23 protein-coding genes are annotated in these 24410 nt (G+C 71.7%); 13 read left to right on the top strand and 10 right to left on the bottom strand.

What is annotated here, in order from left to right; genetic code table 11:
• The 4 genes from ADY59_RS25745 to ADY59_RS48970 all read left to right on the top strand — a co-directional run bounded on the left by ADY59_RS25745 (nt 1) and on the right by ADY59_RS48970 (nt 2294).
• Nucleotides 1–717, top strand: a complete 717-nt coding sequence (locus tag ADY59_RS25745) for a CPBP family intramembrane glutamic endopeptidase (RefSeq protein WP_049566682.1) — start codon at nt 1–3, stop codon at nt 715–717.
• Nucleotides 704–1687 carry a DUF2804 domain-containing protein gene (locus tag ADY59_RS25740; RefSeq protein ID WP_197093849.1) on the top strand — a complete coding sequence of 328 codons (984 nt, stop codon included), beginning with the start codon at nt 704–706 and terminating at the stop codon, nt 1685–1687. The genes ADY59_RS25745 and ADY59_RS25740 overlap by 14 nt, the downstream gene beginning before the upstream one ends.
• Nucleotides 1688–1861: 174 nt before the next feature.
• Nucleotides 1862–2023, top strand: coding sequence for a type II toxin-antitoxin system VapB family antitoxin (locus tag ADY59_RS50300; RefSeq protein WP_156325734.1), 162 nt, complete (start codon nt 1862–1864; stop codon nt 2021–2023).
• Nucleotides 2024–2126: 103 nt separating this feature from the next.
• Nucleotides 2127–2294: a PIN domain-containing protein gene (locus ADY59_RS48970; protein ID WP_231618883.1), complete on the top strand. Its 168-nt coding sequence runs from the start codon at nt 2127–2129 to the stop codon at nt 2292–2294.
• A 10-nt stretch (nt 2295–2304) separates the two neighbouring features.
• On the opposite strand, the gene ADY59_RS25730 is transcribed toward ADY59_RS48970, so the two are convergent.
• Nucleotides 2305–3024 carry a PIG-L deacetylase family protein gene (locus ADY59_RS25730; protein WP_049566679.1) on the bottom strand — a complete coding sequence of 240 codons (720 nt, stop codon included), beginning with the start codon at nt 3022–3024 and terminating at the stop codon, nt 2305–2307.
• A 124-nt stretch (nt 3025–3148) separates the two neighbouring features.
• On the opposite strand from ADY59_RS25730, the gene pcrA reads away from it, so the two are divergent.
• Nucleotides 3149–5371: a DNA helicase PcrA gene (gene pcrA / locus ADY59_RS25725; protein WP_049566677.1), complete on the top strand. Its 2223-nt coding sequence runs from the start codon at nt 3149–3151 to the stop codon at nt 5369–5371.
• Here pcrA and ADY59_RS25720 read toward each other — a convergent pair.
• The 5 genes from ADY59_RS25720 to ADY59_RS25700 all read right to left on the bottom strand — a co-directional run bounded on the left by ADY59_RS25720 (nt 5368) and on the right by ADY59_RS25700 (nt 9725).
• Nucleotides 5368–6264, bottom strand: a complete 897-nt coding sequence (locus tag ADY59_RS25720; protein ID WP_053175159.1) for a L,D-transpeptidase — start codon at nt 6262–6264, stop codon at nt 5368–5370. The two genes, pcrA and ADY59_RS25720, sit on opposite strands and share 4 nt — an antisense overlap.
• A gap of 153 nt (nt 6265–6417) precedes the next feature.
• Nucleotides 6418–7275, bottom strand: coding sequence for a hypothetical protein (locus ADY59_RS25715; protein WP_049566674.1), 858 nt, complete (start codon nt 7273–7275; stop codon nt 6418–6420).
• Between the two features lie 60 nt (nt 7276–7335).
• A complete protein-coding gene (locus ADY59_RS25710) occupies nt 7336–8079 on the bottom strand; it encodes a hypothetical protein (RefSeq protein WP_049566671.1) in 744 nt (247 codons plus the stop codon).
• A 67-nt stretch (nt 8080–8146) separates the two neighbouring features.
• Complete coding sequence (locus tag ADY59_RS25705) at nt 8147–8899, bottom strand: hypothetical protein (protein ID WP_156325733.1); 753 nt, start codon at nt 8897–8899, stop codon at nt 8147–8149.
• 4 nt (nt 8900–8903) lie between these two features.
• The gene (locus tag ADY59_RS25700; protein ID WP_156325732.1) at nt 8904–9725 is read right to left on the bottom strand and encodes a hypothetical protein; all 822 of its coding nucleotides are present in this window, start codon (nt 9723–9725) and stop codon (nt 8904–8906) included.
• Between the two features lie 279 nt (nt 9726–10004).
• Here ADY59_RS25700 and sucC point away from each other — a divergent pair, with 279 nt between their 5' ends.
• From sucC to ADY59_RS25685, 3 genes are all read left to right on the top strand, one after another.
• Nucleotides 10005–11186 (top strand): ADP-forming succinate--CoA ligase subunit beta, encoded by a 1182-nt coding sequence (sucC, locus tag ADY59_RS25695; RefSeq protein ID WP_049566661.1) that lies wholly within the window; start codon nt 10005–10007, stop codon nt 11184–11186.
• Between the two features lie 3 nt (nt 11187–11189).
• Nucleotides 11190–12065 (top strand): succinate--CoA ligase subunit alpha, encoded by an 876-nt coding sequence (gene sucD, locus ADY59_RS25690; protein WP_049566658.1) that lies wholly within the window; start codon nt 11190–11192, stop codon nt 12063–12065.
• 497 nt (nt 12066–12562) lie between these two features.
• Nucleotides 12563–14191, top strand: coding sequence for a cell division protein PerM (locus ADY59_RS25685; protein ID WP_049566657.1), 1629 nt, complete (start codon nt 12563–12565; stop codon nt 14189–14191).
• On the opposite strand, the gene ADY59_RS25680 is transcribed toward ADY59_RS25685, so the two are convergent.
• Nucleotides 14188–14604, bottom strand: a complete 417-nt coding sequence (locus ADY59_RS25680) for a hypothetical protein (protein ID WP_231618882.1) — start codon at nt 14602–14604, stop codon at nt 14188–14190. The two genes, ADY59_RS25685 and ADY59_RS25680, sit on opposite strands and share 4 nt — an antisense overlap.
• 64 nt (nt 14605–14668) lie before the next feature.
• Between ADY59_RS25680 and purN the strand changes: the two genes are divergently transcribed.
• From purN to ADY59_RS25665, 3 genes are all read left to right on the top strand, one after another.
• Nucleotides 14669–15310, top strand: a complete 642-nt coding sequence (purN, locus tag ADY59_RS25675) for a phosphoribosylglycinamide formyltransferase (RefSeq protein WP_049566655.1) — start codon at nt 14669–14671, stop codon at nt 15308–15310.
• Complete coding sequence (purH, locus tag ADY59_RS25670) at nt 15307–16848, top strand: bifunctional phosphoribosylaminoimidazolecarboxamide formyltransferase/IMP cyclohydrolase (protein WP_049566652.1); 1542 nt, start codon at nt 15307–15309, stop codon at nt 16846–16848. The genes purN and purH overlap by 4 nt, the downstream gene beginning before the upstream one ends.
• 109 nt (nt 16849–16957) lie before the next feature.
• The gene (locus ADY59_RS25665) at nt 16958–17140 is read left to right on the top strand and encodes a hypothetical protein (protein ID WP_049566649.1); all 183 of its coding nucleotides are present in this window, start codon (nt 16958–16960) and stop codon (nt 17138–17140) included.
• Here the strand turns inward: ADY59_RS25665 and ADY59_RS25660 are convergent.
• Genes ADY59_RS25660 through ADY59_RS25650 form a run of 3 tightly spaced genes read right to left on the bottom strand, consistent with a single transcriptional unit; the run spans nt 17119 to nt 22930 of the window.
• Complete coding sequence (locus ADY59_RS25660; protein ID WP_082310392.1) at nt 17119–18024, bottom strand: ROK family protein; 906 nt, start codon at nt 18022–18024, stop codon at nt 17119–17121. The two genes, ADY59_RS25665 and ADY59_RS25660, sit on opposite strands and share 22 nt — an antisense overlap.
• Nucleotides 18024–18824 carry a DUF7158 domain-containing protein gene (locus ADY59_RS25655; RefSeq protein WP_049566647.1) on the bottom strand — a complete coding sequence of 267 codons (801 nt, stop codon included), beginning with the start codon at nt 18822–18824 and terminating at the stop codon, nt 18024–18026. Before ADY59_RS25655 ends, ADY59_RS25660 begins: the two co-directional genes overlap by 1 nt.
• Complete coding sequence (locus ADY59_RS25650; protein WP_049566730.1) at nt 18821–22930, bottom strand: NEW3 domain-containing protein; 4110 nt, start codon at nt 22928–22930, stop codon at nt 18821–18823. The genes ADY59_RS25655 and ADY59_RS25650 overlap by 4 nt, the downstream gene beginning before the upstream one ends.
• 121 nt (nt 22931–23051) lie before the next feature.
• On the opposite strand from ADY59_RS25650, the gene ADY59_RS25645 reads away from it, so the two are divergent.
• Complete coding sequence (locus ADY59_RS25645) at nt 23052–23906, top strand: bifunctional methylenetetrahydrofolate dehydrogenase/methenyltetrahydrofolate cyclohydrolase (RefSeq protein WP_049566644.1); 855 nt, start codon at nt 23052–23054, stop codon at nt 23904–23906.
• Nucleotides 23907–23986: 80 nt separating this feature from the next.
• The coding region (locus ADY59_RS25640) for an SDR family NAD(P)-dependent oxidoreductase (protein ID WP_049566641.1) at nt 23987–24410 on the top strand (424 nt) is incomplete at its 3' end.

The following is a 24410-nucleotide window of genomic DNA, read 5'->3' as shown; positions in this document are numbered from 1 at the left end:
GTGCTGCTCCGCTCGATCGCCGTGCTCGCCGCGGCCAACGTCCTCAACAACAAGGTCGCGCCACGGCTCGGGCCGCTCACCTCGGCCGCCGCGACGGCCGCGTTAGTCGCGATGGCCCGCAGCTCCGGCGTGTCGTGGCAGGAGCTCGGCTTCGAGCGCGGCCGCCGGGGCGCGCTGGTCGGCGGCGACCTGGCCGCCTCCGTCGTGGCCGTCTACACGGCCGGCATCAGCCTGCGCCGCACCCGCCCGTTCTTCCACGACGAGCGCGCGCTCTCCCTCACCCGCGCCCGCGTCCTGGAGGAGGCGCTGGTCCAGGTCCCGTTCGGCACGGTCCTGCTGGAGGAGGTCGGCTTCCGCGGCGCCCTGTACGGCATGCTGCGCCGCTCCCACGGCACCGCCACGGCCACGGCGGTGTCGTCGGCCCTGTTCGGGCTCTGGCACATCCTGCCCGCGATCGACATGGCCCGCGCCAACCCGGCGCTGGGCGCGCTGGCCGCGGGGGAGTCGCCGGCCCATCTCGACACGGCCCGGGTGGTGGCGGGCAGCGTGCTGTCGACGGCCGTCGCCGGAGTGCTGTTCAGCGAGCTGCGGCGGCACAACGGCCTGCTGGCCCCGGCCATGCTGCACCTGGCCACCAATTCGCTGGGCTACCTGTTCGCCCGCCTGGCGGCTCACCGTGACGAGGGGTCGCTACCCTTCGATCATGGTGACGCATGAGCGGGAGATCACGGCTCCCGTCGACCTGTGCCTGCCGGACGGACGGCTCAACCCGGCAGCGGTCGGCTGGACCCGGCGCCCGCTCCACCGGGCCAACCTGCGCGGCTGGGGCCGCGCCAAACGCTGGGAATACTGGGGGATCGTCACCCCCGGCCACGTGATCGGGCTGGTCGCCTCCTCGCTCGACTACGCGGGCGTGCACGGCCTCTACGTGCTCGACCGGGCCACCGGCCAGGAGACGAGCAAGGACGTGGTGGTGCCGCTGGCCCGCGCGACCGCGATGCCCGAGCGCAGCGGCGAGGGCACCGCGTCCGCCCGGGCCGCCGCCCTGCGGATCGACATCCGCCAGCGCCCCGGCGGCACCTCGCTGCGGGCCGTGGCGCCGGGCATCGAGGTCGACCTGGAGGTCCCGCTGCCCGACGGGCACGAGTCGCTCGGCGTGGTCGTGCCGTGGGGCCCCAGGCGGTTCCAGTACACGCTCAAGGACGTGGGCAGGCCGGTGCGGGGGCGGCTGCGGCTGGCCTCCGGCGAGTACGAGGTGGGCGAGCGGGATTCGTTCGCGGTGCTCGACCACGGCCGGGGGCGCTGGCCGTACTCGGTGGTGTGGAACTGGGCGGCGGGCAGCGCGCCCGGGCGGGCGATCCAGCTCGGCGGCAAGTGGACCGACGGCACCGGCATGACCGAGAACGCGCTGTTCGTCGACGGGCGGCTGCACAAGATCGGCGAGGAGCTGGCCTGGCACTACGACCGCGACGACTGGCTGCGGCCGTGGCGGATCACGGGGACGCGGGTGGAGGCGGAGTTCGCCCCGTTCCACGAGAAGATCGCGCGCACCGAGCTGGGGATCGTGGGCTCGGAGACGCACCAGTGCTTCGGCCACTTCAGCGGCAGGGCGCAGGCCGACGACGGCGCCTGGATCGACCTCGACGGCCTGACCGGGTGGGCCGAGGAGGCCCGGCAGCGGTGGTGAGCCTCCGCGCAGCAGCGCGCTGACCGCCCGGATCCGCCCCCAGGGCCCCTGTCGCGCCCGCCGAAGACGGCCGGCCTCGACACCAGCGGCCTGATCGCCAGCACCGGCTCCACCCACTGCGAGGAATGCTGATGCTCACGTCATCGGCTCTCGCGCGACCATGGGGGCCTGCGGGTGGCCCAGGAGGAGCTGGGGACGGGCACGATGAAGGAGACCGTGCACGCCGCCCTGACGGAGGTCGCCGAAAGGGCCAGGCGGCGGGAAGCGTTCGAGTACTGGACCTCGCGGGACAATACGGACCTGCTGGACCCGGAGATCATGAAGCATGCGTGGTAGCCACGGGCGTGGTCTACCTGATCGACAAGAGCGCTCTGGCGCGGATGCCCCACCCCGCCGTCGGGCGGGCTACTAGCGGGCACTCGACGTCCAGGCCCTCCTGGTGGAAAAGTCCCAGCACCGGGGCATCAGCACCGCCGACCTGCTCATCGCGGCCTGCGCCGAGGTACACGGAGCCACCGTGCTGCACTACGACCGCGACTACGACCGCATCGCCGAGGTCACCGGGCAGCCCGCGCTGTGGGTGGCGCCGCCCGGGTCGGTGCCGTGACGGGACGTGACTACGCGGTCGGCACGACCTGGAAGCCCTCCGCGTAGTGCCCCTCGGGGAAGCCCGCCTCCTCGGCCCAGGCGGCGAAGCGGCTTCTGACGAAGTCGGCGAACCCCTCGACATGCGCCACCTGGCTGGCGTGCGACTGCAGCGCCGCCAGCTTGCGGTCGACGACGGCCGTGATGTCCACGAAGTGGTTGGGCGTCGAGCCGCCGGTCAGCCACACCTCACGCACCGTCCACGCCTCCAGGCCCTCCTCGGTGAACAGCTCCGGGAAGGCGTACGGGTTGCGCGCGTCGGGGTAGACGGCGTCCAGCGTGGCGCCGCCGACCGCGCGGTGGTCGGGATGGCTCGGCGCGACGAACTGGTAGTTGCGGTCCGGGTGATGCGTGATGACCAGGTCGGGCCGCACCTGCCTGATCACCCGGGCGATCTCCCTGCGCAGCTCCAGCGAGGGCACCACGGTGCCGTCGGCATGGCCCAGGAAGCGCAGGTCGGTGACGCCGACGCACTTGGCCGCCGCCGTCTGCTCCGTACGGCGGAGCTCGGCCATGCCCGAGTTGTCCAGCGTGCGCTCGTTCCCGCCCGCGTCACCGTCGGTGACCAGCAGGTACGTGACCTCCACCCCGGCATCGGCGAACAGGGCCACGGTGCCGGCGGCCCCGAAGTCGGCGTCGTCCGGATGCGCGGACACGACGAGGATCCGGTTGATCTCGTTCTCGGGCAGCATGCCGTCCCCTTTCTGATCGTCGTACGGGACAACCGAAGCCCGGCTACTCGCATTCCGGGCGCCGATTGTCGGTGGAGCGTCTTAACCTAGGTGGGTGCCGACCCACGTCTCTGTTGACCACCCCTTGCTCGATGGCCTCAACCCGCAGCAGCGCGAGGCCGTGATCCACCATGGCAGCCCCCTGCTGATCGTGGCGGGGGCGGGCTCCGGAAAGACGCGGGTGCTCACCCACCGCATCGCCTACCTGCTGGCCGAGCGCGACGCCCATCCGGGCGAGATCCTGGCGATCACCTTCACCAACAAGGCCGCCAAGGAGATGAAGGAGCGCATCGACAAGCTCGTCGGGCCGCGCTCGCGGGCGATGTGGGTGATGACCTTCCACAGCGCGTGCATGCGCATCCTGCGGCGGGAGGCCAAGCGGCTCGGCTTCCCGTCCAGCTTCTCCATCTACGACCAGGCCGACTCCCAGCGCCTCATGGCCATGGTGTGCCGCGAGATGGAGCTCGACCCCAAGCGCTACCCGCCCCGCTCGTTCTCGGCCCAGGTCAGCAACTTCAAGAACGAGCTGATCGACTACGAGACCGCCGTCGACCGGGCCGGCTCCCACCTGGAGAAGACGCTCGCCCAGGCCTACAAGAGCTACCAGCTCAAGCTCACCGAGGCCGGCGCGATGGACTTCGACGACATCATCATGAACACGGTGACGCTCTTCCAGCTCTTCCCCGAGGTGGCCGAGCACTACCGGATGCGCTTCAGGCACGTCCTCGTCGACGAGTACCAGGACACCAACCACGCCCAGTACATCCTGATCCGGGAGCTGGTCGGCCATCCCGAGGTGCGCACCGCCGACGGCGACGTGGTGCGTCCCGGGGCCGACATGTCCGAGCTGTGCGTGGTCGGTGACGCCGACCAGTCGATCTACGCCTTCCGCGGCGCGACGATCCGCAACATCCTGGAGTTCGAGCGCGACTACCCGGACGCGCGCACGATCCTGCTGGAGCAGAACTACCGCTCCACCCAGAACATCCTGGCCGCCGCCAACGCGGTCATCTCGCGCAACGAGTCGCGCAAGCCCAAGAACCTCTGGTCCGACCAGGGCGACGGCCCCAAGATCGTCGGATACGTGGCCGACAACGAGCACGACGAGGCCGTGTTCGTCGCCCAGGAGGTGGACCGGCTCAGTGACGAGGAGGGCGTCAAGGCCGGCGACGTCGCGGTCTTCTACCGCACCAACGCCGCCTCCCGCGTGTTCGAGGAGATCTTCATCCGCACCGGCCTGCCGTACAAGGTCGTCGGGGGTGTGCGCTTCTACGAGCGCAAGGAGGTCAAGGACCTGCTGGCCTACCTGCGGCTGCTGGCCAACCCGCTCGACGTGGTGTCGCTGCGGCGCATCCTCAACGTCCCCAAGCGCGGCATCGGCGACCGGGCCGAGGCCATGGTCGAGGCGTTCGCGAGCCGTGAGCGGATCCCGTTCTGGGACGCGCTGCGGCGGGCCGACGAGGCGCCGGGCATGGCGACCCGCTCGCTCAACGCGATCAAGGAGTTCGTCGCGCTCGTCGAGGAGCTGATCGTCAAGGGCGAGGGCATGCCGCCGTCGGCGCTGGCCGAGGAGGTGCTGGTGGCCACCGGCTACCGCGCCGAGCTGGAGGCGTCCGAAGACCCGCAGGACGAGTCGCGGCTGGAAAACCTCAACGAGCTGATCTCCGTGGCCTCCGAGTTCGAGGAGGCCAACCCGGAGGGCACGCTGGTGGAGTTCCTGGAGCAGGTGTCGCTGGTCGCCGACGCCGACCAGATCCCCGACGCCGACGGCGGACAGGGCGTGGTGACGCTCATGACCCTGCACACCGCCAAGGGCCTGGAGTTCCCGGTGGTGTTCCTGACGGCCATGGAAGACGGCGTCTTCCCGCACATCCGCTCCCTCGGCGAACCGAAGGAGCTGGAGGAGGAGCGCCGCCTGGCCTACGTCGGCATCACCCGGGCCCAGCAGCGCCTCTACATCACCCGTGCCGCCGTGCGCAGCTCGTGGGGGGCGCCGTCGTTCAACCCGGCCTCCCGCTTCGTCAGCGAGGTGCCGGGCATGCTCATCGACTGGCGTACGGATCCGAGCAAGTCGGCCTGGAGCGCCGCGACGCGCCGGGAGCCCACGCCCGCCGTGGCGCCGAAGAAGAGCGGCGGCCGCACGGTGCCCACGCTCAACCCCGGCGACCGGGTCACGCACGACGCCTTCGGGCTCGGCACCGTGGTGACGGTCGACGGGGTGGGCGACAAGACCAAGGTCAAGATCGACTTCGGCTCCGGCGGCGAGAAGACGTTGCTGCTGGCCTACGCGCCGCTGGAGAAGCTCTAGAGGGCGCTGCCCTGCTTCCACTGCGTCCAGTTGAGCTGCCAGTAGCTCCAGCCGTTGCGCCAGTCGAGCTTGCGCTTGGTGCCGGTGATCTTCACGACGTCACCGCGCTGGGCGATGCCGTAGAACCACTTGGCGCCGGCCGGGGTGGCGCGCACGCAGCCGTGGCTCTGGTTGGAGCGGCCCAGGAACTGGTAGTCGCCGTAGCTCTGGTGGACGTACTCGCCGCTGTCGGAGATGCGGACCGCCCACGGGATCTGCTCCTTGTAGTAGCGCGGGTCCTTGGGGTCGGTCACGCCCATCCAGGACGAGGTCATGGTCTCCACGGCCTTCTTGCCCATGGTCAGGTGGACGCCGCTGGTGGTCAGGTAGACGTCGACGCCGTTCCTGACCAGGCCGCCCCGGCCGGCGCTGATCGCGATCTTCTTGGCCAGCTTGCCGTTGCGGTAGACCTTCATCACGTGCTTGCGGGTGTCGACGACGGAGATGTTCTGCGCGCCGACGGCGAAGCGGCGGCTGACGTTCTTCGCCGCCTCGTTGCCCGGGATCTCGCTGAGCAGGGCCTTGAAGAGCACCTTCTGGTTCGGCTTCCAGTAGGTCTTGGTGCGGTAGACGACCTTGTTGTCGGCCACCCACCGCCAGGCGCCCTCGACGGGCCTTTCGGCCTCCACCCGCAGCACCGATTCGGCCGCCGCCCGGTCACGCACCTTGCGGTCGAACGTCACGATGATCGGGAAACCGACGCCCACCTTCTCTGATTTCTCCCCCATGGGGGTGATGTCTGAGATGCCGAGCCTGGCCTTCTTCGGCGCGGCCTCGGCGGGGGCTGCCAGCGCCATGCAGACGGCCACGGCGACCAGGGCGGTCACGGCCGGCATCCGGGGGAAGAGCTTCACGGGTCGTACTCCTGGACTATGTGCTTGACGCGTTCCATAGATGTGACAGCTGAGGCCCGTGATTCGTCGTCCAGGAGGGCGTCACGATGTCATAACGGTTCAATTTTGTACATTCTGGGCCGGCCGTGGCGGCGCCACGGCCGGCCTCAGGGGTTACTTGCGCGCGATGCCGTTGAGCTTGCCGAACTCCTCGACGGCCTTCTCGCCGCCTTCCTCAAGGTCGGTGGTGACCTCGTCGGCCGACGGCGCCTTGATCGTCAGCTTGCCGCCCCAGCCGGTGAAGCGGGTGTCGATGCTCAGGTTCCCGCCGTCCAGGGACAGCGCGCTCCCCGCGAACGTCGTCACCAGGCGCGTGGGCAGACCCTTGGCGTCCACGGTGAGCCGCCAGTTGATCGGGGCCTTCAGCGTCTTGGCCGAGTCCTTGGCCCCCATCCTGGAGGCGCGGAACCACGCGGACGCCTTGCGGAGCTCACCGACGGTGATCTTGCCCTTGTAGCCGCCGGTGGCCGGCTTGGCGTTCTTGAACAGGGCCTTGAGCGTGGCCGGCTCCGCGATGTTCACGGGCTGGCCGAACATGCCGAGCATGCCGGCGGGCGGGCCGTGGGGGACCTTGTACCAGGTCTCGCCCTCCGGCACCACACTCGCCCAGATGCCGCCCGACAGGTAGGACGTGGTGCCGACCCTGATCGTGCGCTCGGACTTGGTCAGCGCCGCCAGCAGCGAGTCCTCCTCGGCGTCCAGGTCGTCGGCGTTGATGGCCAGCTTGCCGGTGATGTCGGACGCGACGACGCCCGACCGGCCGAACGCGAAGCTGCCGGTGCGCCGCAGGAAGACGGCACCCTCGCCGTCCTCGATGATGGTGGTGCGCTCGGTGAACTTCACGCCCTTGCCGGGGGCGATGTGCTTCTTGACCGCAGCCACCGGGTTCTTGGGCGCCGCGGCCTGCGCGGGCGTGGCCGTCACGAGGGCGGCGGCCGACGCCAACGCCAGGCCGGTGATGATGCGCTTCATGGGGATTTCCTCTGTTTTCGGTAGTCGTTTCGGTGGTGCCCGCGGGTCCCAGTCCTGCGACTAGGAGGCGACCTCGCCGGCCGGCGGAGCCTTGATCGAGACCTTCGCTCCCCAGCCCCGGAAGGTGGTGTCCTGCTTGACCGTGATGTCCTGCCAGGCGCCGACCAGCCCCTCGCCCGAGTAGGAGGAGGTCAGGCGCTGCGGTACGCCGCTGCGGCTGACCGTGAGCCGCCACGACACCTTGGTGCCGCCCTCCATGAAGACCGGGATGCTGGTGCGGAACCAGGGCGAGACCTTCTTCAGCTGGTCGAACGTGATCGTGCCCCGGTAGCCGTTCGACGTGCGCTCGGCCCTGGCCAGCAGCTTCTTCAGCGTGGCCGGCTCGACCGGGTTGATCGGCTGGGCGAACCAGCTGCTCAACGCCGCGTGCTTGGACCTGCGCCAGGTCGTGTCCCCGGGCAGGTCCTTCTCGTACATGTCGCCCGACACGTACGCCGTCTTGCCGACCACGATCGTGCGGTCGTCCTTGAACAGCTCGTCCGGCTTCTTCGCGTCGTACGTCGTGGCCATGTCGGCGGCCGCGATCCTGCCCTTGCCGAACATGAGCTTGCCCTTGCGCTTCATGAACGGCTCGGAGCCGTCCTCGCGCACGAGCGTGGTGGTGTCGGTGAAGCTCACGCCCTTGCCGGCGACGAGCTGCTTCTTGACCGCCGCGACGGGGTCCTTGGGCGCCGCCTGGGCGGGGGTGGCGAAGGCGAGGGCGGCGGCCGAAGCCACGGCCACGCCGGCGATGAGGGTTCGCATGGGGGGTGCCGTTCTGGTGAGGGGTCCGTGTGCCGGCGGGCTCACCCGGAGGAGGGCCCGCCGGACGTCACTCCGCCGAGACCTGGCCGGCGGGCGGAGCCTTGATCGAGACCTTCGCGCCCCAGCCTCGGTACGCGGTGTCGATCTTGAACGTGCCGGGCCAGCCCCGGACCAGCCCGCCGGCCGGGTAGGACGTGACCAGCCGCTTCGGCAGGCCGTCACGGCCGACCGTGAGCTTCCAGGTCACCTCGGTCCCGCCCGCGCTCCAGATCGGCACGCTCAGGTTGAACCAGGGCGAGACCTTGCCCAGCTGGTCGAACGTGATCGTGCCCTGGTAGCCGTTCGACGTGCGCTCGGCCTTGGCCAGCAGCTTCTTCAGCGTGGCGGGCTCGGCCGGGTTGATCGGCTGCGCCCAGTTGTTGCTCAGCGCCGCGCCGTCGGACTTGAGCCACGTCTTACCCTCGGGCAGCTGCTTCCGGTAGTAGCTGCCGGACAGATAGGCGACCTTGCCGACCAGGATCGTCCGGTCGTTCTGGAAGGAGTCCAGCCCCCGCTGGAGGGTCTCCTTCGGGTACGTGCTCGCCATGTCCGTCGCGGCCACCGTGCCCTTGCCGAACATGAGCTTGCCCTTGCGCTTCAGGTACGGCTCGGTGCCGTCGTCCTTCAGCCAGGTGGTGGTGTCGGCGAAGCTGACGCCCTTGCCGGCGACGAGCTGCTTCTTGACCGCCGCGACGGGGTCCTTGGGCGCCGCCTGGGCGGGGGTGGCGAGGGCGAGGGCGGCGGCCGAAGCCACGGCCACGCCGGAGATGAGGGCTTTCACCTGCCTACCGCTGGCCCAGGGAGTGGATGCCCTTGCCGGGGAGCTCGGACGGCACCTCGGTGTCGGCGCCCAGGTCGGCGAGGTCGACCCACTCGGACTCCGGCGGAGCGACGATCTTGACCTTGGCGCCCCAGCCGGTGTAGCGGGTCTCGATGACGGACTCGGTCTTGCCGAGGAGACCGAAGTCGAAGGTCCAGCCGCTGACCACGCGCTTGATCAGGCCCTTGGAGTCGACGTCCAGCAGGTACGAGACCTTGACCTTGCCGACCTTGCCGGAGATCGGCTGGCCCAGGGCCTTGCCCAGCTCCTTGACCGTCAGCGAGCCGCGGTAGTCGCCCTTGACGACCTTGGCCTTGGCGACCACCGTCTTGAGCACCTTGGCGTTGAAGACGTCGATCATCTGATCGGTGCCCGTGGCCTGGACGCCCTGGTAGCGCACCCACTTCTTGCCCTCGGGCAGGTCGTCGCTGAAGAGCCCGCCCTGCATGTAGGTGTCGCCGCCGACGCTGAGCGAGCGGGCGTTGGACATGCCGCGCAGCAGGGCGGCGACGTCCTCCGAGGTGCCCTTCGGGATTTCGGTGCGGGTCTTCAGGTCCACCGCGACCACTCCGGACCTGCCGAATTCGAGCACGCCGGTGGTCTTGGCGGACATGCTCTCTTTACCGTCGGTGATCGTCCGGCTCGTTTCGGAAACACGTACACCATGACCGGGCTTGAACTGCTGCTTCAGCGTCTTGACCGGGCTGAGGGGCGCTGCCTGCGCTGGTGCCGCCGTGACCAGCGTCGACATGGCGGCCACTGCCAGCCCGGCAATGATTCGCTTCATTGCGATCCCTTTGAAGTTGAGTATTGAGGGGTATGGATCATGTCAATTGAAGATCACAGGAATATCTCGGCGAAACTGGTTATTAACGGCGAATCGGTGCACTTTCCGTGCAGCGTGCGCATCGGCGAAGTGAGATCACCGTCACATCGCGGGATATCTGCTACCCGATGACCTGGTCAGGTCAAGCTTGGGGCTAGGCTTCACTGGCGGAAAACGCCCGGCACACGGGGTGGACCGGGCCGTCGAACATCAGTCGGAAATGAGCAAGGACGGACCCTCGTGGACCTGTTCGAACATCAGGCGAAGGAGCTCTTCGCGGACTACGGCATCCCGGTGCCTCGCGGCATCGTCGCCCACACCGTGGAGGAAGCGCGGGCGGCAGCGGAGCAGCTGACCGGTCGCGTCGTCGTCAAGGCCCAGGTAAAGACCGGCGGGCGCGGCAAGGCCGGCGGAGTGAAGGTGGCCGACGACGCCGCCGACGCCGTCGAGAAGGCCACCGCCATCCTCGGTATGGACATCAAGGGCCACACGGTCCACAAAGTGCTCGTGGAGGAGGCCAGCGCGATCGCGGAGGAGTACTACTTCTCCTTCCTGCTCGACCGCGCCAACCGCACCTTCCTGGCGATCTGCTCGGCGGCGGGCGGCATGGACATCGAGGAGGTCGCCCACAGCACGCCCGAGAAGGTCGCCAAGGTGCCCGTCTCGGCGCTGACCGGCGTCGACCGGGCCAAGGCCCGCGACATCGCGGTCGCCGGCGGCCTGCCGGAGAAGGCCCTCGACGGCGCCGCCGAGCTCATCGAGAAGCTCTGGTGCGCGTTCGTGGACGAGGACGCCACGCTCGTCGAGGTCAACCCGATGATCCTGGCCGCCGACGGGCAGGTGAAGGCGCTCGACGGCAAGGTCACCCTCGACGACAACGCCACCTTCCGCCAGTCCGACCACGAGACCTACGCCGACAAGGCGGCCGAGGACCCGCTCGAGGCCAGGGCCAAGGAGAAGGACCTCAACTACGTCAAGCTCGACGGCGACGTCGGCATCATCGGCAACGGCGCCGGCCTGGTCATGTCCACGCTCGACGTGGTGGCCTACGCCGGTGAGGCGTTCCCGGGCAAGCCCTCCCCGGCCAACTTCCTCGACATCGGCGGCGGCGCGTCGGCCGAGGTCATGGCGGCCGGCCTGGAGATCATCATGTCCGACCCGTCGGTCAAGTCGATCTTCGTGAACGTCTTCGGCGGCATCACCGCCTGCGACGCCGTGGCCAACGGCATCGTGTCGGCGTTCAAGCTGCTCGAAAGCCGCGGCGAGGCCGTCACGCACCCGCTGGTGGTCCGCCTCGACGGCAACAACGCCCAGCTCGGGCGGCAGATCCTGGCCGACGCCGCGCTCCCGCGCGTCGAGCTGGTAGACACGATGGACGACGCGGCCAAGCGGGCCGCCGAGCTCGCTGCGGCAGGTGTGTGACACATGGCTATCTGGCTGACCGAGAACAGCAAAATCATCGTCCAGGGCATGACCGGCGGTGAGGGCACCAAGCACACCCGCCGCATGCTCGCCTCCGGCGCCCGCGTCGTCGGCGGCGTCAACGCCCGCAAGGCCGGCACCACCCACGAGGGCCTGCCCGTGTTCGGCACGGTCAAGGAGGCCATCGAGAAGACCCGCGCCGACGTGTCGGTCGTCTTCGTGCCGCCCGCGTTCACCAAGGACGCCGTCAAGGAGGCCATCGACGCCGAGATCCCGCTCTGCGTGGTCATCACCGAGGGCGTGCCGGTGCACGACTCCACCGAGTTCTGGGCGTACGCGGTCGCCAAGGGCAACAAGACCCGCATCATCGGCCCGAACTGCCCCGGCATCGCCTCGCCCGGCGCCTCCAACGCCGGCATCATCCCCGCCGACATCACCACCGCCGGCCGCATCGGCCTGGTGTCCAAGTCGGGCACGCTGACCTACCAGCTCATGTACGAGCTGCGCGACTTCGGCTTCTCCACGGCCGTGGGCATCGGCGGCGACCCGGTCATCGGGACCACGCACATCGATGCGCTCCAGGCGTTCCAGGAGGACCCGGGCACCGACGCGATCGTCATGATCGGCGAGATCGGCGGCGACGCCGAGGAGCGGGCGGCCGCGTACATCGAGGAGCACGTCACCAAGCCGGTCGTGGCCTACGTCGCGGGCTTCACCGCGCCCGAGGGCAAGACGATGGGCCACGCCGGCGCCATCGTGTCCGGTTCCGCCGGCACCGCCCAAGCCAAGAAGGAGGCGCTGGAGAAGGTCGGCGTCCGCGTCGGCAAGACGCCCTCCGAGACGGCCCGGCTCATGCGCGAGATCATGCAGTCGCGCTGACCCGCTTTCACGGCCGAAGCCCCGCGCACATCCGCGCGGGGCTTTCGCTTTCCGGGGCCAGGGGCCTGCCCGCCGGGACCAGACCGGCGACCGTGAGGCGCGACCGCGCCCTGGGGGATCTCGCTCGACCGGTCGAAGGACGCCATCAGCCCGTTGCACAAGGCGGCGGCGGAGTTCCGCGCTTTCGCCCCGGGCAATCTCGGGTGGGAGCTACAGGCTTCGGGGAAGGCCGGCGTCGCCTCCGGGAGGCCGAGGCGCTTCTGGACGCGGACGGCGTCACGGAGAACTCCGTGCGGGTGCACCGGTTGAGCCCGCCCGCGCCTTGAACGGCACGGGTTCGCGTCCCGCTCCTGTCAGCCGGGAGGACGGGTGTCCGGGGGTTTGGAGATCCTTGATCTTGCCTTCGACGACTATTGATCTTGAAACGGCTCACAAACTGGGCGGGGGCGGCGCGTCAACCAAGCGCTGGTCGGGAAAGATTGAGAAAATCGCTTGTTGTGACGGCGATACTCGACCAGCTGCGGACCGCCCCCCGGTCGGTCCTCGGCAAGCTCCCCGGGGTCTCGAGTGACGATGACGAGACGCGCCGGCCGCTACCCGTGTCCGGGATGCTGGCCGCCGCGTGCACGCTGGGCGTCGGGCTGGCCGTGCTCACCACGCTCACGCTGGTCGGCTGGATCGCCGCGCCACGCGGCACGCTCGGTTCCGGGCTGCCGGGGGTGTTCCGCACGGCGGCGCAGATCTGGCTGGCGGCCCACCACGCGGGGTTCGAGATCCCCGGCGGCCGGGTGGGGCTGCTGCCGATCGGCCTGATGGTGCTGCCCGCCGTGCTGCTGTACAAGGCGGGGCGGTGGATGGCCCGCGACGCCGACCTGCGGCTCCGGCTGCCGGCACGGCTGCCGAAGAACAGCCCGCGCGAGAAGGCCGCGGCCCGGCGCCGGGCGCAGCTGCTGCTGGTGGCCCAGGCCGGCGTGTCGCTGGCCGCGCCGTACGCGCTGCTGGCCGGGCTGATCGCGCTGGTCACCGGCAACGAGATCACCCAGCCGTACATCGGCGAGGCGCTGCTGAGTCACTTCCTGCTGGCGTTCGCGGTGGGCACGGTGGCGACGGCGCGGACGATCGGGCCGTGGCGGGCGATGCTGCGGCTGCTGCCGGAGCGGGTGCGGGCGCTGACCGTCGGCACGGCGGTGGCCACGGCGCTGCTCGTGCTGTTCGGGCTGGGGCTGGTGCTGGTCGCCGTGGCGATCAACTTCGACCAGGTGCGGGCGCTGTCCGACGTGCTCTCGCCGGGGGTCGTCGGCGGGCTGCTGCTCCTGCTGGTGCAGGCGCTCTACCTGTTCAACGTGGTCATCTGGGCCTCGTCCTACATCGCCGGGCCGGGGTTCGCGATCGGCGCCGACACGCTGGTGGCGCCCACCGGGGTGCAGCTCGGCACGGTGCCGAGCCTGCCGCTGCTCGGCGCGCTGCCGGAGAGCGGGCCGGTGCCGGCCTGGATGATGGCGGTGATCGCGCTGCCGTTCGCGGCGGGCGCGGTGGCCGGCGTGGTCGTGGCCAGGATGTCGCCCTCTCCCGCGTACGAGGCCGCGCCGCTGTGGGGTTTCCTGACGGGCGTGACGTCCGGGCTCGTCGCGGGGCTGCTCGCGGCGCTGTCCGGCGGGCCGATCGGCGGGGGGCGGCTGACGGCCGTCGGGCCTTCGGCGTGGGAGGTCGCGCTGTCGGTCGCGCTGGAGGTGGGCGTGGCGGCGGGTATCTCCGCCGGTGTGACGAACCTGCTGCTGCTCAACCGCAAGGTCCGGGCGCCGCTGGACAGGGCGGCGGCGCCGGTGCGCAAGGCCGGGGCGGCCATCGCCCGGGTCGCGGGCAAGGTGGGGCTGGCCGAGGCCGACACCCGCCCGCTGCCCGGTCACTGGATGGACGCCACCGAGGCCGACACCCAGCCGATCCCGGTCATCCGCGACGACTGGCAGGACGAGCACGCCTCGGCCGCGGCCGAGACGCTCTCGCAGGCGCGCCCGCGCCCGCCGATGGACCAGGCGGTGCCGGCGCGTCAGGACATCGTGGACGAGTCCGACGACCGCGGGGGCCACGTCATCTACGTCGACCCCTACGCGTGGGACCGTGACTAGGGCGTGGTGCCCAGCAGCTCCAGCACGTCGGCGGGCAGCTTCTTCTCCGCCGCGTCCCTGAACTGCACGTAGCACTCGCCCTGGGAGGACACGGTGCCCGCGCCCTTCATGCATTCCTGGTAGGCGGAGTGCTCGTCCATCAGGTAGAGCTGCATGGCCGTGGCTCCGGCCGACAGCAGGAGCGCGACGGTGGACACGGCGATGCCGCCCGCCGCCGAGCCCGTGGGCTTGCCCGCGTTTCGTAGGAGCGGGAGCGCGCGAATCCCCGCCACGAGCGCGAACACCGCCAGAACCAGCCCGGCCGCGGGCAGCATGATCGTCATCGCCAGCGCTGCGATGGACAACCAGATCGCTCGGCGGCCCGCGGACTCCGCGGGCTGCTGACCGGCCGGTGCTTGCACCGGTGTCGACACCTGACCTCCTCTGCGTCACCGTGACCGGGAACAGATACGCTGGCAGCCCCAACCCGGAATCCCCATGGGAGTGTGCGTGTCCAAGGCTGCGCGGCTTGTCGTCCTCGTCTCCGGCTCTGGAACAAACCTACAGGCCCTCCTGGACGCTTCCGCCGATCCGTCGTACGGAGCACGGGTCGTGGCAGTCGGTGCGGACCGGGATGGCATCGAAGGGCTGGCTAGAGCATCTCGCGCAGGTATACCCACTTTTGTCCGAAAATTGGGTGACTACCCATCGCGGGCCGGATGGGACGCCGCGCTCGCGTCCGAGATCGCCTCGCACAAGCCGGACCTGGTGATCTCGGCCGGCTTCATGAAGATCGTCGGAGCTCCGACCCTGGAGGAGTTCCCGCTGCTCAACACCCATCCCGCGCTGCTGCCGGCGTTCCCCGGCGCGCACGGGGTGCGTGACGCGCTGGCCCACGGGGTGAAGGTGACGGGGTGCACGGTCATGCTGGCCGACGCCGGGGTCGACACCGGGCCGATCGTCGCGCAGGAGGCCGTGCCGGTGCTGCCCGGTGACGACGTGGCGACCCTGCACGAGCGCATCAAGACCGTCGAGCGCCGCCTGCTCGTCGACGTCGTCGGCCGGATGGCCCGGGAGGGCTGGACGGTCAGCGGACGCACTGTCCGCATCGGTAACCCATCAGGAGGGGAAAGCACGTGACTCGCATCGCCATCCGGCGCGCTCTCATCGCCGTCTACGACAAGTCGGGGCTGGAGGAGCTGGCCAGAGCCCTGGACGAGTCGGGGGTGGAGATCGTCTCGACGGGCGGCACGGCGGCGGCCATCGCCTCCTACGGGATTCCGGTCACCAAGGTCGAGCAGCTCACCGGCTTCCCCGAGTGCCTCGACGGCCGGGTCAAGACCCTGCACCCGCGCGTGCACGCCGGCATGCTGGCCGACCTCAACAAGCCGCACCACGTGGCGCAGCTCGACGAGCTGGAGATCGACCCCTTCCAGCTCGTGGTCGTCAACCTCTACCCGTTCCAGCAGACGGTGGCCTCGGGCGCGTCCGACGCGGAGTGCGTGGAGCAGATCGACATCGGCGGGCCCGCGATGATCCGCGGCGCCGCCAAGAACCACAGCACCTGCGCCGTCGTGGTCGACCCCGCCGCCTACGGCGCCGTGCTGGCCGCGCTCGGCCAGGGCGGCTTCACGCTCACCGAGCGCAGGCGGCTGGCCGGCGCCGCCTACGCGCACACCGCCGCCTACGACGTCGCCGTGGCCTCCTGGTTCGCCAACGGCTACGCCGAGCAGGGCACCTGGCCGGAGTTCATGGGCGCCACCTGGCAGCGCAAGTCCGAGCTGCGCTACGGCGAGAACCCGCACCAGGCCGCCGCCCTCTACAGCGCGGGCGGCGACGGCCTGGCCAACGCCGAGCAGCTGCACGGCAAGGAGATGTCCTACAACAACTACCTCGACGCCGACGCCGCCTGGCGCGCGGCCTGGGACTTCACCGGTCCCTGCGTGGCCGTCGTCAAGCACCAGAACCCGTGCGGCATCGCCGTCGGCGCGGACGTGGCCGAGGCCCACCGCAAGGCGCACGCGTGCGACCCCGTCTCCGCCTACGGCGGCGTGATCGCGGTCAACGGCGCGGTCACGGCCGAGCTGGGCCGGCAGATCGCCGAGGTGTTCACCGAGGTCGTGGTGGCGCCCTCCTACGAGCCCGAGGCGCTGGCCGTACTCACCCAGAAGAAGAACATCCGCCTGCTGGTCTGCCCGAGCGGGCCGGTCAACCCGGCCGAGTTCCGCCGTATCGACGGCGGGCTGCTGGTGCAGCAGGTGGACCGGGTCGACGCCACCGGCGACGACCCGGCGACCTGGCAGCTCAAGGCGGGCGAGCCGGCCTCGCCGCAGATGCTGGCCGACCTGGCGTTCGCCTGGCGGGCGGCACGCTCGGTCAAGTCCAACGCGATCCTGCTGGCCAGTGACCAGGCCACGGTCGGCGTCGGCATGGGCCAGGTCAACCGCGTCGACTCCTGCCGGCTGGCGGTCACGCGCGCGGGGGAGCGGGCGGCGGGCTCCGCGGCGGCGTCCGACGCGTTCTTCCCCTTCCCCGACGGGCCGCAGGTGCTGATCGAGGCGGGCGTCAAGGCCATCGTGGAGCCGGGCGGCTCGGTGCGCGACCAGGAGGTCATCGACGCCGTGGAGAAGGCGGGCGTGACCCTCTACTTCACGGGCACGCGGCACTTCTTCCACTGAGCGCGGTTGGGTGGCCCGTCGGGGCGGGTCACCCAAAAGCGGGTCAAGCATCCGCATCGTGCGGTTAATCTGAGGGCTTCCGTCGCGTGATTGTTCCCCCGGAGTCCTTATGACACTGCTCGACGCATCCCTGCAGGCATTCCTCGCCGTGAACGGGTTCGCGACCAGCCCCTTCGTGCTCATCCTGCTCGCGTTCGTCGGCGCCTACCTCGGCGGGCGTGTCGTCGAGCTCATCCCGTTCACCCGCCGGATCATCGAGCGGCGCGAGGCTCAGCCGGCCGAGCGGGAGTAGTCCCAGGCCAGTTTGGCGGCGCCGGCCAGCCCGGCCAGCACCCCCAGCGTCGTCGGCCGCACCCGCACCGCCCTGACGAACGCCAGCCCGCCGACGTCGTCGAGCGCCCGTTCCAGCGGCTCGAACAGCACCGCCCCGGCGCCCGACACACCGCCGCCGACGACCACGGTGCTCACCTCGGCGGCGGCGGCCGTGGAGGCGATCATCCCGGCCAGCGCCCCGGCCCCGCGCTCGAACGCGGCCACGGCGACCGGGTCCCCGGCCGCCGCGTCACGTGCCAGCATCCGGGCGTCGGCCTGCTCCGCGCCGGGGCTCCAGCCGTTCTCCAGGGCCCAGCGGGTCATGTTCGGCCCGCTGGCGTACCGCTCGACGCAGCCACGGCCGCCGCATTCGCAGCGCTCGCCGTACGGGTCGATCGTCATGTGGCCGACGTGCCCGGCGTTCCCGGTGGGGCCGAGCAGCGGCCGCCCGTCGATGACCAGGCCGCCGCCGATGCCCGTCGAGACCACGACGCCCAGCAGCGCCGAGCTGCCCCGGCCGGCCCCGAGCCAGTGCTCGCCGAGCGCCATGCACTGGGCGTCGCCGGCCAGCACGGTCGGCAGCCCGGTCAGCGCCCGCACCTCGTCGCACAGCGGGAAACCGCGCCAGCTCGGCATGTTCACCGGGCTGACGGTCCCCCGGTCCAGCGGACCGGCGCAGCCGATCCCCACCGCCACCGGGGCGGGGCCGCCGCCGGTCACCTCCTCGATCAGGCCGCCGAGCGCGGCCATCACCTCCTCACGCGGCGTGGGCCGGGTCGCGGAACGCAGCACGGAACCCTCCTCGTCCACCAGCGCGGCGGCGAGTTTGGTTCCTCCGATGTCAATGGCGAGTACGTGTGTCATCAGTGTTTGTGGTGGTTGTCGGGCTGGCGGGGATCGCCAGGGTGTTCCAGTCCGGGCACGAGCTCTACCTGTGCGGCGCGCTGCTCGTCGAGCCACCGCGCGAACGCCAGCCGCCGCGCGGCGCCGACCGGCGCCTCGGGCGTCCGTTCTGGAGGCTGGTCGAGCTGTGCGCTCGCCACCGCGACATGCCATCCGAGCGCGTCCCGCACCGGGCCGGTCAGCGTGCCGTACGGGTTGCTCCGCAGCGCGGCGGCCAGTGCCGACGGCAGCGACTCCAGCGTCACCTCGCCCAGCGGTTCGAGCTCGTCCGCCCGCGCCCGTACGGCTTCCGCGCGGCTGGGGAACAGCCGGTGCGACACGAGATGGCAGACCTCCACGGGCCCGGCCCGGCCGCCGGGAACCCAGCCTGCCGGGATCGCGGCCGTCGCCGCGACGTGCGCGAACATGGCCCGCACCCACGGGCTCCCGGCGTAGGCGGCGGCGTTGACCGACCCCAGCTCCACAGCGGCCACCCGCCCCAGCGGCCCAGCCGCTTCAGAAGCGAGGGCCGGTTCCCGGTCCAGTGATTCGCTCGGCTCCGGGGGGAGGCCGCGTGCTCGGGCCTCGGCTTCGCAGAGGGTCTCGGTGAGGATGACCTGGGTGAGCCAGCGGGCGAGCTGCCGGTCCTCGGCGGTGCCCGGGGCGGGCAGCGCGGCGGCTGAGGGACCGTCGCGCAGTTCGGCGATGCGCCGGTCGAGCAGGTCGCGCCCCACCGGCCGGCCGCCCACGAAGCCGATCACCGTCTCCACCGGGCGGGTCACCGGATCACCTCCAGGCGGACGGCGGCCCCGTACTGGCAACGGCCGAACCACATGACCTTGGGGAGCGCCCACCAGTGACCGCCCGGCGCGTCCCCGGGAACCCGTACGGGGAACGCCACGTCAGCCGTCGCGCCGGGCGGCACGGTGAAGGGCAGCAGCGGGGACGGGAGCAGCTCCCACGAGCCCCAGGGGGCGGCGAGCTGGGCCTCGCCGCGGATCTCGCCGGCGGTGCCGTTCGCGAGCCGCACCACGAGCGCGGCGGCGTCGCCCGGCCGCAGCGTGAGGGCGCCGTGCGGGATGGACAGAGACAGCCCCGTGGGGTGGCCCTCGGCGGCGGTGGTGCCCTGGATGACGGGCGCGGGCGCCGGCCCGGGAACGGGCAGCTCCGGGACGTCGCCCAGCGCGACGGTGGTGACGTCCTCGATCAGCTGGCCGCCGGCGGCGGTCCGGGCGGCGACGAAGTGCAGCCCCCGGCCCGGCGCGGGCGTCACGGTGACGGGGAAGCGGAGATGGCCGCCCGGTTCCAGCCGGTAGGGCCGGTGGGCGGGCGTGGCGGTCCACCCGGCGGGCACCGCCATCTCGACGATCCCCTCGTGCGCCGCGTCCACCAGGTGTGACGCGACGACCACGGCCACCTCGAAAGCGGCCCCGTCGGCGGGCGTGACGAGCCCCGGCGACACGGTCACGGACACCGGCAGGTAGCCGAGCGGAGCGGGCCCCTTGTTGTGCAGCCAGTAGCGGCTGTAGACGGGCTGAGCCGGCTCCGCGACCGCGCCGAGCTCGGGGCCGGGGCCCAGCGGGACGCCGGGTGAGAGCAGCGTGACGACCTCGGCGCCCGCGAGCTCCACCACCCGCTCGGGGACGGGACGCGCGAGCCGTTCGAGCAGGTCGGCGCGCGTCCACGGGCCGGGGAGGAGCGGTGAGGCGATCCGCGCCGCGCTGCCCAGCCCGGTGGCCTCGATCAGCCGCAGCGTCACCCCGTCGGCGGGCGCGTGGGCGTGGCCGTGGGCGTGCGGGTTGCCGGTGGCCTTGAGCGTGCTCACCAGGACGTCCCGGTACGGCCGCACGCCCAGCAGGGAGTGCGTCGGCGGCAGCTCACCGCCCGGCCCGTCGGCGACGCGCGCCAGCAGCGGGGTGACGAACTCCTGCCCGGCCGCCGGAGCCTGGACGGCCCGCCAGTCGCCGTCGCCCGCCACGAGCGCGTAGGCGAACTCGTGCGTCCAGTGCTGGAGCTGGAAGGCCGACCCGTCGGGGCTGGTCCGGCGCGGCGGATCGAGCCACACCCCCGACGGCCAGCCCGTGCAGGACCGCATGAGCGACAGGTGCAGCGCCCCCGACGGGTCGACCGCGAACCCCGGCAGCCCGTACGCCAGCAGCGCCACCGTACGCTCGTCGAGCCGTTCCGTCCCGGCCGGGCACACCGCCGTGACGACCCCGTCGGCCAGGTCCGCCACCAGGTCGGCGACCGGCCCGGTGACGATCAGCGCGGGCAGGGCGCGTACGTCGCGCAAATCGGCGCCGGGCCGCCACACCTCGGTCAGCGGCCGCTCGGCGGGCACCCACACGAGGGGCGCGCCCGACTCGACGGCCTCCCGGAAGGCCGGCCCGGCCCGGTCGAGCAGTTCGGCGGCGACCGGGTTGACGGCCGGGCCGCCGAGGACGATGCGCGCGTCCGGCAGGTTCGAGTCCACCTCCAGCCACCCGTAACGGGCCCAGGACGCGGCGGACGTCGTCGCGGTGACCCCGGCGCGGGCCAGCGCCGCCACGAGGTCGCGGGCCGATGGCGCGTCCTCCAGCCGGGGCACCACGATCTCGGCCACGCCGAGCGCCCGCGCGCCCGCCGCGCCGAGGTCGACCCGGACCGTGCTGGACAGCCCGAACCAGGTGCCGGCCGGGTTGTCGAGCGTCCACGGGTGCTCGGCGGAGTCGACGTCGGGCAGCGCGAACCCGCGCCCGACCACCGCCCCGGCCACGTCCGACACCGGCAGCGCGCCCTCGACGGCGGCCGGGAAGCGGACGCGCAGCAGCCGGTCGGCGCCGCTGTGGTCGAGCACCCGGGTGACGCAGTCGACCCGGTCCGAGCCCGCCCACAGCGTCACGACCTGCTCGTAGGCGACCTCGCCCAGGTGCCCGCGCACGACGAGCCGCTGCCCGGCCGGGCAGCTCTGGGCGCGCACGGAGAGCGCGGGGGAGTCGCCCGACCCGAGCACCTGCCCGGTGGGCATGAGGTGCCAGGGGCCCTCGCCCATGTCGGGATGCTGCGGGTACTCCTCGTACAGGCGCAGCTCGTTGCCCAGCCCGGTGAGCAGCTCGCGGCCCCGGTCGAGGACGGAGACCAGCCCGCCGCCCCGCGCCGGGTCGGCACTCACCCGCCAGCGGGCGTTCTCGATGGTGTGTCCGGGCAGGTCCGCCCAGCTCCCGGCCTCGCCGGGCACCACCCGGTAGGCCCGCCAGCCCGTCGGCGGGACGTCGCGGGCCAGGAAGGACAGCGTCCCGTCCGCCGCCACGGCCTCGGCTCCCTCGACGGTCAGGCCGGGGCCGAGCCGTACCCGGACAAGCCCGTCGCGCGGGAACGGCAGCGTGTTCGTCACCACGACGCTGCGCCGGTCGAGCGCGATGCGGCCGGTCAGCGCGTCCAGCGCCCGGTCGCGGGCGCCGGTGGCCAGGTCGTACGCCTCGCGCCAGCCGGTCAGCAGGTCGATGTAGACCTGGTCGGACTCCGAACCGGTGATCGCGTCGTGGTGTGCCCCGTAGGCGAGCTGCCGCCACGCCTTGTCCAGTGCCGTGTGCGGGTAGCCGCCCAGGCCGAGCAGGGCCGCGAACGCCGACAGCCGCTCGGCGTCCAGCACCGCCACCTCGGCGGCCCGTTGCGCCTGCTTGGTGTCGATGTACGAGACGTCCTTGCCGGTGTAGATGGGGTTCATGTCCCGGGATTGCGGGCTGAAGGATGAAGTTTCGCCCCGCACCGCGTCCAGGAAGTCCCGCGGCGTCCCGCACACGAACCTCGGCCACACGTACCGCTCGTTCCACGTCCGGTGGATCTCGGTGACCCACTTGTTCGGCGGCGTGTAGTCGGTGCCGACCGGCAGCAGGATGTTGCGCGTCGCCGCCACGGGCTTCAACGACCGGTACAGGTCGTACACCGCCTGGCAGGCGGCCTCCAGCGTCGGCGAGGAGTCCATCCACCAGCCCGCCGAGTAGTGGCCGGGCATGTAGTGGGTGAGCACGCCCCGCCCCGACGGCGAGATCCACTCGAACTCGCTGGGGAACTGCATGACCGTGGCGTCGGCCTTGGCCTCGCGGAAGTTCTTGCTGATCGGCCCCCACTGGTGGAACGGCCCGCGGGCCCACGCGCTGCCCGTCAGCCCCGCCGCCGCCAGGTAGCCGGGGAACTGCGGGTCGTGCCCGAACACGTCGAGCTGCCAGGCCGTGCGCGGGTCGCCGCCGAGGATGTCGCGCTGGTAGCCGATGCCGTGGACGAGGTTGCGGATCGTGCTCTCGGCGCCGGTCAGGTTCGTGTTGGGCTCGTTGTACGTGCCGCCGACCAGCTCGGCACGGCCCTCGGCGAGCAGGACGCGCAGGTCGGCCCGGCGCTCCGGGCGGGTGTCGAGGAACGGCTTGAGATAGTCGACCTCGGCCAGCACGAACCGGTAGTCGGGGTCGCGCAGAGCCAGCTCGATGTGCGCCTCGACCAGCGCGAACGCGTTGCGTTCCCAGAGCGGCCTGGTCGAAGGCCCGGCCGACAGCAGTTCCCACGGGCTGGTGTAGGCCGCCTGGGTGTTCCACCAGACGGGGTCGTAGTGGAAGTGCGACACCATGAACATCGTCCAGCCGGGCGCCTCGGCGGTGACGTCCACGGCGAGGGTCTCGTCGCCGAGGCGCACCGCGCACGGCACCACGGTCCCGGCCGGCACGTCCACGGTCAGCGGCACCTCGACGGTCCCGCCTCCGGCGGGCACCCGCAGGCCGCCGCGGACGCCCTCGCCGGTGACCGCGAGCTCGGCCTCGTCGCCCGGCCCCACGGTCATCCGCAGGACCTGGCGCGGTTCGGCGCGCGTGCCCAGGAACAGATCGGTCGGCTCCGCGGACAGCAGGCGAGCAGACATGACCACCACCTCGGGGAGCACGACTCCGGCGAATGTCACCATATGCCGTCCAAAGTCCGATGACAACGATGTCATTCGGGTCGCGGACGTCCGGGACCCGGAGCGTGGAAGGATTGACCGCATGAGCGCAGTGAGACTCGACGGCAAGGCGACGGCAGCGAAGATCAAGGCAGACCTGGCGGGCCGGGTGACCGCGCTCGGCGAACGCGGCATCACGCCCGGCCTCGGCACCGTGCTGGTCGGCGACGACCCCGGCAGCCAGATCTACGTGGCGGGCAAGCACCGCGACTGCGCCGAGGTCGGCATCTCCTCCATCCGCGTCGACCTGCCCGCGACCGCCACCCAGGCCGACGTCGAGGCCGCCATCGACGAGCTCAACGCCTCGCCCTCCTGCACCGGCTACATCGTCCAGCTCCCGCTGCCCAAGCACCTTGACACGATGGCGCTGCTGGAGCGCATGGACCCGGCCAAGGACGCCGACGGCCTGCACCCGGTCAACCTGGGCCGCCTGGTCCACATGGTCGACGCGCCGCTGCCGTGCACGCCGCACGGCATCGTGCTGCTCCTGCAGGAATACGGCGTGCCGATCAAGGGCGCCGAGGTGGCCGTGGTCGGCCGAGGCATCACCGTGGGCCGCTCACTCGGCCTGCTGCTGACCCGCCGCAGCGAGAACGCCACCGTGACCCTCTGCCACACCGGCACCGAAGACCTGGCCGCGCACGTGCGCCGCGCCGACATCGTGGTGGCCGCCGCCGGCGTGCCCGACCTGATCACCCGCGACATGGTCAAGCCGGGCGCCGCCGTGCTCGACGTCGGCGTCTCCCGCGTCCACGGCAAGATCGCCGGTGACGTGGCGGCCGACGTCGAGGACGTCGCCGGCTTCCTCACCCCCAACCCGGGCGGCGTCGGCCCGATGACCCGCGCCCTCCTGCTGTCCAACGTGGTGGAGGCCGCCGAGCGCACATCCGTCATCTGACGGACGCCACGGGCCGCTCGTCGGCCCAGGATGGTCCTCAAAGCTCCTACCAGGGCATACGCCGGTAGGGAGGGAGGACCATGGAGCTCGAAGGACTGGTCGCCGCCGTCACCGGCGGCGCCGCCGGCCTCGGCGCCGCCATCGTCGACGGCCTCCGCGCGCGCGGCGCCCACGTCGTCTACGGCGATCTGCGCGACGACCGGCCGTCCCCGCCCGGCACCCGCTACCAGCACCTGGACGTACGCGACCGCGACTCCTGGGACACCTTCGCCGAGACCGTCCGCGCCACCCACGGCCGGCTCGACATCCTCGTCAACAACGCCGGAGTCAGCGCCCGCGCGGACCTGCTCGACACCACGGACGACGACTGGGACCGGGTCCTGCGCACCAACCTGTGGGCGCCGTGGACCGGCATCCGCGCCTTCGCCGCCGAACTGACCGCCAGCCCGCACGCCAGCGTCGTCAACATCGGCTCCGTCTACGGCCAGGTCCCCCCGCCCGCCC

The sequence above is a fragment of the Nonomuraea sp. SBT364 genome (assembly GCF_001083785.1).
GTDB lineage: Bacteria > Actinomycetota > Actinomycetes > Streptosporangiales > Streptosporangiaceae > Nonomuraea.
The sequence above is the reverse complement of the archived record's forward strand: the minus strand, read 5'-3'. Positions and strand labels throughout refer to the sequence as shown.

Bases quoted from the DNA above. Each gene is read 5' to 3' on its own strand.
- ADY59_RS25740 (WP_197093849.1), top strand. From the start codon at position 704: ATGGTGACGCATGAGCGGGAGATCACGGCTCCCGTCGACCTGTGCCTG.
- ADY59_RS25730 (WP_049566679.1), bottom strand. From the start codon at position 3,024: ATGCTGCCCGAGAACGAGATCAACCGGATCCTCGTCGTGTCCGCGCAT.
- ADY59_RS25715 (WP_049566674.1), bottom strand. From the start codon at position 7,275: ATGAAGCGCATCATCACCGGCCTGGCGTTGGCGTCGGCCGCCGCCCTC.
- ADY59_RS25710 (WP_049566671.1), bottom strand. From the start codon at position 8,079: ATGCGAACCCTCATCGCCGGCGTGGCCGTGGCTTCGGCCGCCGCCCTC.
- ADY59_RS25700 (WP_156325732.1), bottom strand. From the start codon at position 9,725: ATGAAGCGAATCATTGCCGGGCTGGCAGTGGCCGCCATGTCGACGCTG.
- sucD (WP_049566658.1), top strand. From the start codon at position 11,190: ATGGCTATCTGGCTGACCGAGAACAGCAAAATCATCGTCCAGGGCATG.
- purN (WP_049566655.1), top strand. From the start codon at position 14,669: ATGGGAGTGTGCGTGTCCAAGGCTGCGCGGCTTGTCGTCCTCGTCTCC.
- ADY59_RS25665 (WP_049566649.1), top strand. From the start codon at position 16,958: ATGACACTGCTCGACGCATCCCTGCAGGCATTCCTCGCCGTGAACGGG.
- ADY59_RS25660 (WP_082310392.1), bottom strand. From the start codon at position 18,024: ATGACACACGTACTCGCCATTGACATCGGAGGAACCAAACTCGCCGCC.
- ADY59_RS25650 (WP_049566730.1), bottom strand. From the start codon at position 22,930: ATGTCTGCTCGCCTGCTGTCCGCGGAGCCGACCGATCTGTTCCTGGGC.
- ADY59_RS25645 (WP_049566644.1), top strand. From the start codon at position 23,052: ATGAGCGCAGTGAGACTCGACGGCAAGGCGACGGCAGCGAAGATCAAG.